Source organism: Corynebacterium sp. EPI-003-04-2554_SCH2473622 (genome assembly GCF_001665955.1).
Taxonomy (GTDB): domain Bacteria; phylum Actinomycetota; class Actinomycetes; order Mycobacteriales; family Mycobacteriaceae; genus Corynebacterium; species Corynebacterium pseudodiphtheriticum.
In genome coordinates, this window is sequence record NZ_LZMN01000077.1 from 57,754 (window position 1) to 72,402 (window position 14,649).

The 14,649-nt window shown below is 53.7% G+C and carries 13 protein-coding genes; 9 read left to right on the plus strand and 4 right to left on the minus strand.

Annotated elements, in window-relative coordinates; genetic code table 11:
* The first annotated feature begins 19 nt into the window (after nt 1-19).
* Complete coding sequence (locus A5774_RS09140; protein ID WP_021353803.1) at nt 20-412, plus strand: hypothetical protein; 393 nt, start codon at nt 20-22, stop codon at nt 410-412.
* Here A5774_RS09140 and A5774_RS09145 read toward each other — a convergent pair.
* Complete coding sequence (locus A5774_RS09145) at nt 409-1,959, minus strand: leucyl aminopeptidase (protein ID WP_064834486.1); 1,551 nt, start codon at nt 1,957-1,959, stop codon at nt 409-411. The two genes, A5774_RS09140 and A5774_RS09145, sit on opposite strands and share 4 nt — an antisense overlap.
* Before the next feature lie 149 nt (nt 1,960-2,108).
* On the opposite strand from A5774_RS09145, the gene A5774_RS09150 reads away from it, so the two are divergent.
* Nucleotides 2,109-3,197 carry a branched-chain amino acid aminotransferase gene (locus A5774_RS09150; RefSeq protein WP_064834488.1) on the plus strand — a complete coding sequence of 363 codons (1,089 nt, stop codon included), beginning with the start codon at nt 2,109-2,111 and terminating at the stop codon, nt 3,195-3,197.
* A 3-nt stretch (nt 3,198-3,200) separates the two neighbouring features.
* Here A5774_RS09150 and A5774_RS09155 read toward each other — a convergent pair whose 3' ends face one another.
* Nucleotides 3,201-4,328, minus strand: coding sequence for a nicotinate-nucleotide--dimethylbenzimidazole phosphoribosyltransferase (locus tag A5774_RS09155; protein WP_082936192.1), 1,128 nt, complete (start codon nt 4,326-4,328; stop codon nt 3,201-3,203).
* Between the two features lie 56 nt (nt 4,329-4,384).
* Entirely contained in the window at nt 4,385-5,140 is a 756-nt protein-coding gene (locus A5774_RS09160; protein WP_064834491.1) for a DUF3043 domain-containing protein, read from the minus strand.
* 212 nt (nt 5,141-5,352) lie between these two features.
* Here A5774_RS09160 and A5774_RS09165 point away from each other — a divergent pair, with 212 nt between their 5' ends.
* Nucleotides 5,353-5,697 (plus strand): iron-sulfur cluster assembly accessory protein, encoded by a 345-nt coding sequence (locus A5774_RS09165; RefSeq protein WP_021353808.1) that lies wholly within the window; start codon nt 5,353-5,355, stop codon nt 5,695-5,697.
* Nucleotides 5,698-5,842: 145 nt separating this feature from the next.
* Here A5774_RS09165 and asnB read toward each other — a convergent pair whose 3' ends face one another.
* Nucleotides 5,843-7,765 carry an asparagine synthase (glutamine-hydrolyzing) gene (gene asnB, locus A5774_RS09170; RefSeq protein WP_023019206.1) on the minus strand — a complete coding sequence of 641 codons (1,923 nt, stop codon included), beginning with the start codon at nt 7,763-7,765 and terminating at the stop codon, nt 5,843-5,845.
* Between the two features lie 423 nt (nt 7,766-8,188).
* Between asnB and A5774_RS09175 the strand changes: the two genes are divergently transcribed.
* From A5774_RS09175 to A5774_RS09200, 6 genes are all read left to right on the plus strand, one after another.
* A complete protein-coding gene (locus tag A5774_RS09175) occupies nt 8,189-9,280 on the plus strand; it encodes a cytochrome c oxidase subunit II (protein ID WP_021353810.1) in 1,092 nt (363 codons plus the stop codon).
* Between the two features lie 20 nt (nt 9,281-9,300).
* A complete protein-coding gene (locus A5774_RS09180) occupies nt 9,301-9,732 on the plus strand; it encodes a cytochrome c oxidase subunit 4 (protein WP_021353811.1) in 432 nt (143 codons plus the stop codon).
* Nucleotides 9,733-10,257: 525 nt separating this feature from the next.
* On the plus strand, nt 10,258-10,878 hold the full coding sequence (locus A5774_RS09185) for a heme-copper oxidase subunit III (protein ID WP_021353812.1): 621 nt from the start codon (nt 10,258-10,260) through the stop codon (nt 10,876-10,878).
* Between the two features lie 64 nt (nt 10,879-10,942).
* Entirely contained in the window at nt 10,943-11,836 is an 894-nt protein-coding gene (locus tag A5774_RS09190; protein ID WP_024272904.1) for a c-type cytochrome, read from the plus strand.
* Nucleotides 11,836-13,056: a ubiquinol-cytochrome c reductase iron-sulfur subunit gene (locus A5774_RS09195; protein ID WP_027018322.1), complete on the plus strand. Its 1,221-nt coding sequence runs from the start codon at nt 11,836-11,838 to the stop codon at nt 13,054-13,056. Before A5774_RS09190 ends, A5774_RS09195 begins: the two co-directional genes overlap by 1 nt.
* Nucleotides 13,056-14,649, plus strand: a 1,594-nt coding sequence (locus A5774_RS09200; RefSeq protein ID WP_064834493.1) for a cytochrome bc complex cytochrome b subunit, incomplete at its 3' end; no start/stop codon positions are given. The genes A5774_RS09195 and A5774_RS09200, both read left to right, overlap by 1 nt.

Sequence of the window (14,649 nt, forward strand, 5' to 3'; positions counted from 1 at the left end):
ACCCCTAGAATTGTGAACTGTGTTCAACCTATTCCGTCGTAACTCCACGAAATCACAGCTCAGGCCACCCCGCGCGCCTGGCGATACGATACGCGAGCAAGACCAGGCAGATCTAGTTGCGTGGATCGATGGCCGCGGTTTCATAGAAGGCTTCGTGGAGCCGGAAACCGTGGTTAATGAAATGTCGATCGTGCTTGTCGACGACTCCGGCGACTATATCCGCCGCCGTATTGGCGGGCCGAAAGGAATAGACGCCGTGGCCCGGGTACTAGATGTGCCAATCTATGACGTTGAAGAAACCGGGTATCCACAGCGTATGCGCGAGCGCATGAAACGCGAACGAATCCTACGCAAGCGCCAAGAACAAGTGGAGCGCCGCAAACAGTGGGAGCGGCGCCACGGAGATGCTTAGCTGGCGATTTCGTCCAACCAAGCAACTAGTGTGCGTACCGGAACACCGGTTGCTCGCTGCGCAGTGTATCCGGAAGCGCTTGCTGCCCAGGCAGGGCCGGCGATATCGAGATGTGCCCACTCAATGCCCTCGCCGACGAATTGCGACAGGTAGGTACCCGCAAACTGCATGCCACCCCAACGGTCCTCGGAGATATTGCGGATATCCGCCGCAGGGGTTTTAATCGCTTCTTCGTGCTCTTCCAGCAAAGCCATGGCCCAAGCTTTTTCGCCTACACGGCGTCCCAGCTCAGCGATGCGATCACGTAGCTCATCGCTACCCATAACACCGTAGGTTTTCTTGCCCAACGCGAGCATCTGGTGGCCGGTCAACGTTGCCGTCTCTACCAAATAATCTGGCTTGTCTTCGCTCGCGCGCGCGATGGCATCGGCAAGCACGATACGGCCTTCAGCATCGGTATTCAGAATTTCTGAAGTAATGCCGCCATAGTGAGTGATGACGTCGCCTGGGCGAATAGCGTTACCGGAAGGCATGTTTTCTGCCAGCGGCACAGTGGTGGTCAACTCCACGTTGAGGCCGAGCTTTGCAGCAGCGACAGTGGCAGCCACGACGGCTGCTGAGCCACCCATGTCCATGATCATCTCGCCCATGCCTGCGCCCGGCTTCAAAGAGATACCGCCAGTGTCAAAGGTAATGCCCTTGCCTACGAGAGCAACCTTCTTCTTAGCCTTGCGTGGACTATGGTGCAGGCGGACCAGACGCGGTGGGCGGACCGAACCCTGGCCGACCGCCAAAATACCACCGAAGCCGTCCTTCTCCAGTTGCTTTTCGTCGAGAATCTCCACCTTCAGGCCTGCATCTTCGGCAAAGCCACGGATAAACTCAGCATAGGATTCTGGGAATTTATGGCTGGAAGGAACGTTGACAAAGTCCCGTGCTAGGCACACCGATTCTGCACCAACTTGTGCGAGACGGAAGACGTCAGAATCCTTCTTTGGATCGCCGAGCACAGTAAATTCGGCGGGATCTTTATCAGCGTGATTCTTTTTCTCGTCCGGCTGGGTGGCACCCTCGTCTTTGCTTCCACGGATGCCCGGGTAGGCATATCCGCCTAAGATCAAGCCTTCTACGATAGCGGCGAGGCGATCACGGTCACCGGAAAGAGCAACGGCGACCGAATTTAGATCCTTGACCGCGCGGGAAACAGTACCAGCCGCGCGACGCAGAACCTCGTCGTCAAGCTTGTCCTGCGCACCCAAACCCACCGCGATGACTACGTCGACGCCCAGCTTCTTTGGAGCCGGCAAGCGGGTGATTTCGTTTGCTTTGCCCGTGGCTTTGACTGTCTGCAAGCCCTCGACCACTTCGCGTAGCTGGCCACCGGAAAGCCAATCTGTGTCGAGGATTTCTATGCCGTTCTCGTTAGCTGAATCCTGCGTGCGGAACACGCTGACGACGAGAGCATCGGCGTTTTTAGGCAACTTTTTCTGCAACTCTACTGAGCTAATCTTGCCGCGGGCTGGAAGTTCGAATTTTGAGGCAGCCATAATATCCTTTCTTGTCACATGACAATGGTCGCGCAATTTAGTTGAAATTCGCTCTAGGCCTTCCCAGCCTAGCGAGATTTACCGCAGAACGCCGTGCAAGGGTGTGCCCTAAGTCTCTATTAAAAGGTGGAAAGGGTACATTAGCTACCATGAGCGACTTCAAATTTTCCGTGACCCGCAATGACACTCCGACGCCCGCAGCTGAACGCGAGGAAATCCTGGCGAACCCAGCTTTCGGTAAAAAATTCACGGATCATATGGTGGTTGCCGACTGGAATGCAGAACAAGGCTGGCACAATCTATCGGTGCAGCCATACGCGCCATTGACCTTAGACCCTGCGACGACCGTTTTTCATTACGGGCAAGCAATTTTTGAAGGCATCAAGGCATATAGGCAGAGTGATGATTCAATCGTTACTTTCCGTCCTGAGAAGAATGCGCAACGTATAGCGAGCTCCGCGCAGCGCATGGCAATGCCGGAAATCCCAGAACAATTATTTATCCAAGCATTGAAAGAATTAGTTGCTGTCGACAAGGATTGGGTCCCAGCAGCCGGGGGAGAGGGATCCTTGTATCTTCGTCCATTCTTGATTGCAACGGAAATAGGGCTCGGCGTCGCGCCATCGCAGTCTTATCGATTCTTGGTTATTGCCTCGCCAGTCGGTGCGTATTTTCAGGGTGGCGTGAAACCGGTATCTGTGTGGATTTCCGAAGACTATGTGCGCGCCGCTCCGGGCGGAACCGGGGCCGCCAAATTCGCCGGTAACTACGCTGCTTCGCTAGTTGCTCAGCAAGAATCCATCGCACATGGCTGCGACCAAGTGGTCTTTTTAGATGCTGCAAAACGCCAAAAAGTCGAAGAGATGGGCGGCATGAACGTCATGTTTGTCATCCAGGGCAAGCTGGTCACTCCCGAACTGACCGGCACTATTTTGCCTGGTGTGACGCGAAATTCACTGTTGCAACTAGCGCGTGAGATGGGCGTTGAAGTGGTGGAAGAAAGCATCACTCTGGAGCAATGGCGGGAAGCCGCCGAATCCGGTGCCATGAGTGAAGCCTTTGCGTGCGGGACGGCAGCGGTAATCACGCCAATCGGCACCGTGAAAACTACCAGCGGCACGTTCAGCATCGGTGGCGGTCACCCCGGCGAAATCACGATGCAACTGCGTGAGAAACTAACCGGAATCCAACGGGGAGAAGTTGCCGACACGCACGGCTGGCTACAAAAGCTCGCCTGATGATCACGCGCCGTGGTTATGCGCGTTGATCGCATCAGTGATCGCATAAACCTCATCGGCTACTAGCTCAATCGCTGCGTTGAGTGCAGATAATGCTAGTACGCCACCGGTTCCTTGCCCGGTTGTGAGATCGAAGGCAAGTAGGGGCGTTAATCCCAATTGTTGGACGGCTTGGATATGCGCAGGCTCCGGGGACAGCTGTGCCGAGCGCAGCCATGGTTGGGTTCCTGGAACAATTTTTTCTGCTATCAGGCCACACACAGTGGCAAGGCAGCCGTCGACAAGCACTGGAGTGCGTCGGGAAGTTGCTTGCAGAATAAAACCAACCAATGACTGTACCGTCGGCATTTGGCATTCGCGAACAAGATCCAACAAATTAGCGGGATATCGTCGGAAGCGGAACATGTGATCCCGGATAGCCGTGACGTCGGCTTGCCATTGTTTCGTCGTAAGCGAAGCTTCCAAGCTAGCTAGTGCTACCGGTTCTGTCTTCGTTATTGCGCCAAACAAGGCAGCAGCCTCGACGGAGAATCCCTCAGTGAGCTCGCCTGGGATCAGTAGATCTGCGCCAGCATCGATTTCAGAATCAGCGATAGAGCGGCCGAATTCTAGCGCGGCTCCGTCGGTAGGGATCTCCTCTAGGCGAACGCCAGCACCATGGGTACGGGCCAGTGTCGTCACGGGGGCAGAACCAGCGGCAATATCGTCGGCTGCAGTCTGGGACTCGGGCGTGCGCAGAGATGACGCACCGTTGCTACCAGTTGCAGAGCTCCGGGGGACAGAGACGCCGGGGTCAGAACTGCCGGGGTCAGAACTGCCGGGGGCAGAATGGAAAATGACGACTCGGGGCTGCCGCAACGGCTCCGCGGGAACTTTCCCTTGGCACGCGGCCATGAAAGCTGCTGTATCAGTAAGCCGACCAAAACTCCGGCCCCGCTGTGTCGACGACATAGCTGCAACCACCGCGGCGGCAGCCTCAGTATCAATCTCCGCGGGAGCCCCAAGATCAGCAAACTCAGCACTGTCGGCTTGGGCGTTGGAATCCGCGTTAGCGGCAGCGTCAGCACTCTGCCTGGGTGTGGAATCAGGCTCGGGCTGAGGGATGGATTCGGGCTCGTGCGGCATTGGCATTGTGAAAACCTAAACTGTAACTATCTAGGGCCTAGAAGAATGAAGAATAGGGGCGGTTAGACCTTGGCACCGCGTTCGACCTGGGGCTTTGGTGAACGCCATTTGCGTGGCTGAGTGGCACGAGAATAAGCGTAAAAGCCCAATCGGAATCCAGCTTCGGTGGAGTCTGGGAATTTCTTGCGCACCGCGTTATTGCAACGTTTGCCCAGGATAACCCCTTCGATTGCGAGAATAACAATAATCACCATGCCGATGAGTGAAATGATATTCGCTGCGTGAGGGTTAATTCCGCCGAGCAAGGTAGCACCAAGAATCGTAAGGGCAATAAGCATCACCCAGTTGGTCAAGAAAGCGCGGGAATCCACCCAGTCCCGTGCGTAGCGTCGCTCCGGTCCAATATCGCGAGCCAAGAGGTAGCGCTCATCGCCAGCATCCATGCGTTCTTGCTGTTCCTTACGGCGACGCATGTTTTCTTGGCGTTCTTCGCGTTTGTATTCTTTCCATTCTTGCTTGGACATGGATTTCTTGAGCTCTTTACGACGCTCCCGGGCCTGGGCGGGGGATGCACCGTTAGGATCGCGTCGTACACCGCGACGAATCTCTTGCTCTTTGCGCGAAGGAGTAGGTTTATTTTTCTTAGGGGTGTAGCCCTTCGGTAAATCTGTTTGTTCTGCGGAAGCGGAATTGGCCTGTGCAGGGCTAGATTGCGCAGAGTTTGATGGTGCAGATGAGCTCTTATTGTCCGCACTGGTAGTGGAGTTGTCGGAATTATCTGCTTTGGTGTTTTGAGGTTTTTGCCACGGTAGTTTCACAGTTTTACAGGGTACAACTTTGTACGCCGGTAACAAGAATAAGTACTTGTCAAGAATAAGTACTTGTCGGGTATGTCCGGCGTAGGTGGCGCAAACAGCCTTCGGGCAGTTAAATTAAATGTCGAACGGACTGCGGATCCAAGGGTTTCGTCTCGCACGAAAGGCGAGTACTCTGGACGCAAACGACGCGTTCACCACGAAGGAGAACTATTATGACCGCCCCAACTTCGTCGACCGGCGTAATTTTGACTGACGCTGCAGCTGAGAAAGCTAAGTCTTTGCTAGAGCAGGAAGGCCGTACGGACCTGTCTCTGCGTATTGCCGTTCAGCCAGGTGGTTGTGCAGGTTTGCGCTATCAACTGTACTTTGACGACCGCGAGCTCGATGGTGACAAAAGCGATGAGATCGGCGGCGTTACCTTGGTCGTCGACAAGATGTCGGTGCCGTACCTGATGGGTGCGAAGATTGACTTCGCTGACACCATTGAACAGCAAGGTTTTACCATCGATAATCCGAATGCCGGTGGATCCTGCGCTTGCGGCGATTCCTTCAACTAAAACTATAGTTAGGATTCCACACAGCTCGACGGATATTAAAAGCCCCTGGTTCTCGTTACTAATCAGTACAGAGAGCCAGGGGCTTTCGCATTGCGTGCGGCCGGGCTACATCAATAGTGCTGTCCCCGGCCGTGTCAGTATGCAGTTATAGTCGGACTGGGTAATCCCGGTGCTCGATATTTGGGTCGATACGTTTCTCCACAAAAATTCCGTGCCAGACCATGAAGGCCAGCACAGTCCACAGACGACGTGAGTGATCCGATTGGCCTGCACGGTGTTCTTGCAGCATCTCCAGGACAGCTTTCTTGTTGAAGATGTCTTCTGTTTGGGAGGCGTTAATTTGCTCTTGTGCCCATCCGTGTAGTTCATCTCCTGCTAACCAGTGCCGCATTGGTACCGGGAAGCCCAATTTCTTTCGGTGCAGCACATGTGGGGGAACGATTTGTTCCATAGCCTTACGTAAGGCATATTTCGTGGTTCCGTGGGAGATCTTCAGTTCGTGCGGGATGGTTTCGGCAACCCGGAAAACTTCCTTGTCAAGGAATGGGACGCGGAGTTCTAAGGAGTTCGCCATATTGATCTTGTCCGCTTTCACGAGGATGTCGCCGCGCATCCAGGTAAACAAGTCTAAATGCTGCATACGCGCAACGGGGTCCATGTCTTCAGAACGCGCGTAAATATCTTTGGTCACATCACGGTGATCCCAATCTTTACGGGCCCAAGGGATCACGCGTTGCATTTGCTCGAAATTGAAAGAGCGAGCATTACCGTAATAGCGCTCTTCCATGGACATCGATCCGCGTTCGAGAAGAGATTTCCCCTTCATGCCATCAGGCAAGATACGGGAAAGAACGCCTAGGCCCCGACGTAAAGGGCTTGGAATTTTTTCGAATGGCGCGAGGGAGAGGGGCTCTTTGTAAATAGTGTAACCGCCAAAGAGCTCGTCGGCGCCCTCACCAGAAAGCACGACCTTGACGTGTTTCCGAGCTTCTGCTGCGACAAAATGCAGCGGAACGAGGGAGGGGTCTGCCACAGGGTCGTCCAGATACCACATGATTTTCGGAATGGCGTCGGCATATTCTTCTGGGCTGACAATCTTAACTATATGCTCAGCGCCAATCGCTTCTGCCGACTCTGCTGCGACGTCGACCTCAGAATAACCTTCGCGTTCGAAACCGGTGGTAAATGTTAAAAGATTTGGGTTGTGTCGTTTCGCCAATGCAGCGATCGCGGTGGAATCAATACCACCCGACAAGAATGACCCAACAGTGACGTCTGCGCGCATGTGCTTTTCGACGGAATCCTCGAGGGCATGGGCGATTCGGTCAAAAAGCTGTTGTTCCTGGCCTGCCGGAACGGCTTTGGTCCGAAAGCGAGGCTGGAAATAACGTTCCGCTTTGACCTGACCGCCTGGCGAAAGAATTGCAGTGCAACCCGATTCCAGGCGACGAATGTCTGCGTGTAAAGATTCCGGCTCTGGGACATATTGCAGGTCCACATAATGTTCGATGGCTCTGCGGTCAAGGCCTAGCCCTAGATCGATAGCGTCGGCAAGCTCGAGAATGGATTTTTTTTCGGATGCAAAAACGGTTCCTGCCGAGGTTGTGGCATAAAACAGCGGCTTGATCCCAAACTGATCGCGGGCGACGAACATCTGTTTCCGGCGGGTGTCCCAGATGGCGATGGCGAACATTCCACGAAGATGCTCGACGACGGAAGGTCCCCAATGGTGGAAACCGACAACAATTGGTTCACCATCGCCGGATGTCTGAAAGTGATATCCCGCCTCTTTGAGCTCGGCACGAAGTTCAACGTAGTTATAAATTTCCCCGTTGAACGTCATCGCGTAGCGTTCAGGATCGTCCTCTGGACCCCAGCGTAAAGGCTGATGAGAATGCTCCAGGTCGATGATTGACAGCCGGTTGAATCCAAAAACTGCGTGTTCATCGTTCCAGGTGCCAGCGGCGTCAGGGCCACGATGGCGCATGCAAGGGAGCGCTTCTTCCATAGCGGTAACGTAAGAAGGGGCATCGCTTTGGGCGCTCAACATAGCGAGAAGTCCGCACATTGTTTATTTCTCCTCAGGGTGGTGATCTGCCACGACTACTTTACGGCCAAGTATTCGTCAGCGGTTAATCATTTAACGGAGAGTTTCGCGCAGATTGGACTTCAATCCCATGGGCTTATCCGTTTACCTCAATGTGAGTGAAACTTTGGGATGATAGGGTCGATATCCAGTGTGAGATGGCTAATACTTTTGGCATTTCGTGTGTGGTCAATTTTCGTCGGTGGGCCAAATGGTTGCCCATTGTCCAGCGCGTATCGGGGTGGCTGGAGCGTCGCGGTGCTTCTTAATGTGCAAGCCTTTATTTGCCTGGAAATAGGTTCATGCAACCCTGATAAGAAGATGGCGTATTTGAGTTATGCTGCTTGAATAGGAATGCTTATAAAAGTAGGCAGACAATTGTGTGCAAAGAAAGGCAGAACACACGTGGGACAGCGTAAAGAACGCAGCTTGAGCCGGAAGCTGGGCCTTGGTGGCGTCTTGGGCCTCGCAACGGTCGGTCTGGCCGCTTGTGAGGTCGAGCCACCAGCAGCGGCATCGAAATTCCTGCACATGGGTTGGCCTGAGGGAGTTACCCCTGAGGCGAACTCAATGTTTAATTTCTGGATCTGGATTTGGGTCCTTGCCTGGTTTATCGGCATTATCATGTGGGCGCTGTTCCTGACGGCCATTTTCCGCTGGAGTGCCAAGCGTGCAAAAAAGAATGGTCGAGGAGAATTCCCTCGTCAGCTCCAGTACAACGTGCCCGTTGAGTTGGTTTTGACGATTATTCCCGTCATTATCGTCATGGCGCTATTCTTCTTTACCGTTCAAGTCCAGCAGAAAGTTGTCGCGAACGACAAAGAGCCTGAGGTTGCCGTAGACGTCACTGCCTTCCAGTGGAACTGGAAGTTTGGTTACGCAGAGGTTGGCGGAAACTTCACCCCTAATGGTCAGGATTATCTAGGCGAAGACGAAGAGCGTACCGCTATCGCCGAGAAGTCCAAGCATGACCCTGAAGACGTTAAGAACGCTAACCCTGTTCACGGACGTTCCAGCGGTGACAACTCGTATTTGAATTACAACGAGATCGAGACGCTGGGAACCACAGATGAGATTCCTGTTTTGGTTCTGCCTACCAACACCGCAATCGAATTCCGTCTTGCTTCCGGCGACGTTTCTCACTCCTTCTGGGTCCCTGAATTCTTGTTCAAGCGTGACGTTTATTCTCACCCAGAAAACAACCAGCAGGAGCGCGCATTCCAGATCGAGGAAATCCAAGAAGAGGGTGCCTTTGTAGGTCGCTGTGCTGAAATGTGCGGTACTTACCACGCGATGATGAACTTTGAGATCCGCGCGGTTTCCCCGGAGAAGTTCGCTCAGTATATGGAATTCCGTATGGCTAACCCGGATGCCCCTAACTCAGAGGCACTGGCATCCATCGGTGAAGCCCCATATGCAACCTCCACCAAGCCATTCAACTCCGCTCGCGAGACCGCCGATGGCGATAACGCGGCAGATCCGAACACCGCTCTGTAAAGCCAAAGGAGAATACAGACATGCGCGCCAGTGCGAAACTCTTTTACGCAATCGCCGTCTTCCTCGGAATCTCCGGTGTTGTCTACGTCTTCGGTACCGTATGGATTGAAGATGACGGTTGGAAGTACCGCTACGACTGGGCTGGTGGCATCCCGTTGCTCTTGTCGTCCCTTATGGCGATTATGCTCGGTGCCTACCTGCATATAACCGAATCCCGATCCGATGTCCTTCCAGAGGACTGGGAGGAAGCGGAAATCTCTGACTCCGCGGGAGTCCTCGGATTTTTCTCCCCGGGATCCATGTGGCCATTCTGGATGTCGATCTCCATCTTTGTATTCGGCCTTGGTGTTATCTTCCTGTACTACTGGCTGATCCTGGTTGGTGGCGTAATGCTCATTTGGGCATGTACGATGCTGAGCCTGCAATACGGATTGCCTAAGGAAAAGCACTAGTTTCAATCCCTGATCTGGTTTCGACGCAACCTTCAACCCCTAATTGTTCTTTGTTTGAGCAATTGGGGGTTTTGTTGTGCCGCGGGGCGAGGGTGGGAAGGGTAAATGAGAGTGTAAAGACTCTGACCGAATATCGACTAGTGACGAAAAAAATGATTGAGTTCCAAGCTGTTCGAATCATGAATTAGTTGGCGCAATTTTAGGGGCAATCAAAAGTTGCAATCATCGGAAAATGGCAGTTTTGCCTTGTGAGTTAGGGCACTTTGGCGGGTGGGGTGCGAAAAGTAATACCCCCGATTTGAGTTAAGGCAGCAATCTACTCTCGCTAATGATCGAGGCTATCGGGGGTGTAATTGCCGGTTGACCTGCTAATTAAGTTAGTCGGAATTTGCGGCAAAAAGTTCCAAGGTAGGTATAGATACTTTAGCTACCCCCGTATGGTGTGAGTGTCGCTTTTGGCCTTATGGTGACCTGGGAAAACGGCTAAGAATTGAGATGAAATTCGAGAAAGGACGGTGCATACTTATGAGCGTGACGAGCGCAGTAACTAACCCAGGAATGACAGCACCACAACGTGTTGTGTCGCTGAACCGACCAAACATGGTCAGCGTAGGCACGATTGTGTTCCTGTCGCAGGAATTAATGTTCTTCGCCGGACTGTTCGCGATGTGGTTTACCTCGCGCGCAAACGGACAGGCAGGGGACTGGACTGAACAGACCGAGCACCTTAACGTGATCTACGGTCTCATCATTACAGCTATCCTTATTACTTCGTCTGTGACCTCGCAGTTCGGTGTTTTCGCGGCCGAGAAAGGTGACGTCTTCAAGCTTCGCTTGTGGTACGTAATCACTATTGCCCTTGGTGTTGTTTTCTTGGGCATGGTCGCATTCGAGTATTACGAGATGATCTCGCACGGCGTAACCATTCAAGCCAGTGTGTTTGGCTCGGTGTTTTTTATCATCACCGGCTTCCATATGCTGCACGTGACTGCGGGCCTTATCGCATTCGCCATCGTGCTGGGGCGAATTTGGAAGTCTAAATTCACCCCCGCACAGGCAACTGCTGCGATGGCAGTCTCGTATTACTGGCACTTCGTTGACGTCATCTGGATCGGCGTCTTCATTGTTATTTATCTCGTTCAGTAGGCCGTAGCTCGCCGTAATCCGGCCTACAGCCCTTCACTTTCCGTTCTCGACATATTTAAGGGAAATGATGGATTCCAACCCGAACACAGAGCCGCAGTCGGAGAACCCTACTGCTGCCAACGCGAGCGCTTCGCGCCGCAAACGCAAGATGCGCCGGACGCTCGCCGGTGCAGCTGCTTTGTCTGTGGGACTTACCGGTGCAGGCATCTTGGCCAGCGCTTTGACTCCAGACGCTCAGGTAGCAACCGCACAGCGTGATGACCAAGCCCTTATTCAAGAGGGTAAGGACATTTACGAAGTTGCTTGCATTACTTGTCACGGCACAAACCTGCAAGGCGTACCTGACCGTGGGCCATCACTGATTGGTGTCGGTGAAGGTTCCGTTTACTTCCAGGTTCACTCTGGCCGCATGCCGATGATGTCTAACGACGCCCAGGCGGAACGTAAAACTCCTCGCTATACGGAACAACAAACTCTTGCGTTGGCTGCTTACGTTGCAGCCAACGGCGGGGGACCCGAACTGGTGTATAACGACGATGGCACCATCGCAATGGAAGAACTGCGCGGTTCCTCCTACGATGGGAAAATCCATCCAGAAGATATCGCCCGTGGTTCGGAATTGTTCCGTATGAACTGTGCTTCTTGCCATAACTTCACCGGTCGTGGTGGCGCACTGTCGTCAGGTAAGTATGCGCCTCCACTGGATCCGGCGAACGAGCAAGAGATTTATCAAGCCATGTTGACTGGCCCGCAGAACATGCCGAAGTTCTCTGAACGTCAACTTACCCACGACGAGAAAGCAGACATCATCGCGTTTATTAAGGACGCGAAAGAGTCTCCATCCTCAGGCGGTTGGTCTGTAGGCGGATTGGGCCCTGTCGCTGAAGGCTTGGCCATGTGGATCATCGGCATCACCGCTTTGGTTGGTGCAGCTATGTGGATTGGATCGCGTACCTAATGTCGAACGAGAAAAAAAATTACACGGAACAAGAGCTTCGGGGCATGAGCCAGGATGAATTGGCTCAACTTGGCACCGAGCTCGATGAAGTGACAGTTGCTTATCGGAAAGAGCGCTTCCCGGTAGAGAACGATCCTGCTGAAAAACGTGCCTCCATTTCCGTTGGCATTTTTTTTGCAATTGCAGTCGTCGCCGCCATCGCGTTTTTAGGCGTGTACCTTTTCTGGCCATGGGGCTATAAAGGGCATGGGGAAGACGGCCAATGGTTGCACGCGGTATACACCCCGTTATTAGGTCTTACCTCCGGTTTGGCCATCCTTTGCTTGGGCATCGGTGTGGTCATGATCGTCAAAAAGATGGTGCCGGAAGAAATTGCCGTACAGAATCGCCACGACGGACGTTCTGATGAGGTTGACCGCCAGACCGTTACTGCGTTGCTGAATGACGCTTGGCAGACTTCCACCCTCGGTCGTCGTAAAGCACTGCAGGGGCTGCTTGGCGGCGCGGGTATCCTTGCAGGTCTTGTAGTGATTGCACCACTGGGCGGAGCTATCCGCAATCCTTGGAAGCCGCGCCACGAGCTCAACTACAACGGAGACGGAACTCTGTGGACATCAGGGTGGACGCTTCACGATAAAGGCGTAAAGCTTTACCTTGCCCGGGATACCGGAGCGATTGCCGAATACCACGAAGGGCAGGCCGGGAACCACTGGGAGACTAAAGGCGTTACCCGCCTAGTCCGCGTTCGGCCCGAAGACCTGTCTGCAGCCGCGATGGAAACCGTTTTCCCATTGGCAGAAGACGATGTGAACGATGGAGATCGTTACGATCCACAGCGCGACGTATACGAAAACCATATGCACTCTATCCACGGACCACGTAACGCCGTTATGCTCATTCGCTTGCGCCATGACGATGCCAAAGCTGTTGTCGAGCGCGAAAACCAGGAAGATTTCCACTACGGCGATTACTACGCGTACTCCAAGATCTGTACGCACGTTGGTTGTCCAACCTCTCTATTTGAGGCACAGACTAACCGTATCCTGTGCCCGTGCCACCAATCGCAGTTCGACGCTATGCAATACGCAAAGCCTGTTTTCGGACCTGCGGCCCGTGCGTTGCCACAGTTGCCCATCACCGTCGACGAAGAGGGGTACCTCATCGCTCGCGGTAACTTCATCGAGCCAGTTGGCCCGGCTTTCTGGGAGCGTGAATCCTAATGAGCAATAAACTCGGACAAATAGCAGACAATGTTGATTCGCGTTACACCATCTCGGGGATGGTGCGCACCCAGATCAACAAAGTCTTCCCAACCCACTGGTCCTTCATGTTGGGTGAGATTGCCTTGTACAGCTTCATCATCTTGTTGCTTACAGGCGTGTACCTAACCCTGTTTTTCGACCCATCAATCACCAAAGTGATCTACGACGGCGGATACCTGCCGTTGAATGGCGTCGAGATGTCACGCGCATACGCAACCGCACTTGATATTTCTTTCGAGGTTCGCGGTGGCCTGTTCGTGCGTCAGATGCACCACTGGGCAGCGCTTATGTTCATGATGTCGATGGTTGCTCACATGCTCCGCGTGTTCTTCACTGGTGCATTCCGCCGCCCTCGTGAAGCTAACTGGATCATCGGTTGCGCATTGATCATGCTCGGCATGGTTGAAGGCTTCATGGGTTACTCTTTGCCGGATGACCTGCTCTCCGGTGTCGGGTTGCGCATTATGTCGGCCATCATCCTCGGTGTGCCTATCATCGGAACTTGGATCCACTGGGCCATCTTCGACGGGGACTTCCCATCGGACCTGATGCTAGACCGTTTCTACGTGCTGCACGTCCTAATCATCCCAGGAATTATTCTTGCGCTAATCGCTGCCCACCTGATGCTAGTTTGGTACCAAAAGCACACCCAATTACCAGGGCCGGGCCGCACTGAAAACAATGTTGTAGGCGTCCGCATTATGCCAGTATTCGCTACTAAGGCGATTGGCATGGGTTTGATCGTTGCCGGTGTTCTCGCATTGATGGCGGGGCTACTGACCATCAACGGTTTCTGGACTATTGGACCTTACAACCCATCTCAGGTGTCCGCAGGTTCGCAGCCTGACGTTTATATGTTGTGGACCGACGGCGTTGCCCGCATTATGCCAGCTTGGGAACTGTACATCGCTGGCTACACGATCCCATCAGCATTCTGGGTCGCGTTGATGTGTGGTGTGATGGTAATGCTGCTCTTCGCTTACCCTGCCTTGGAAAAGAAGGCAACTGGCGACGACGCGCACCATAACCTGCTGCAACGTCCACGCGACGTTCCAGCGCGAACCGCGATCGGCGCAATGGCGATCACGTTCTTCCTGCTGGTAACAATTTCCGGTGGTAACGACCACATCGCCCACTTCTTCAACATCTCGTTGAATGCCATGACCTGGTTCGGCCGCATCGGCTTGGTTGTGCTCCCACCGTTGGTTTACTTCTTGACCTACCGCATTTGTGTCTCGTTGCAGCGCTCTGACCGCGAGGTGCTGGAACACGGCATCGAAACCGGCACAATCAAGCAGCTGCCGAATGGTGCATTCATCGAAGTACACCAGCCACTTGGACCGGTCGACGATCATGGTCATCCTATTCCGCTGGAGTACGCCGGCGCGGCCGTGCCGAAACAGCTGAATAACTTGGGTTATGCCGATCAGAATGCGTCCGGCGTCTTTAGTCCGGATTCAGATGACGTAGCATCTCGTCGACGTCAGATCGAACATGACAACCATGCTGAAGAGGCTGAAATGCTGCGTCGCCTCAATGAGGCCAATCGCG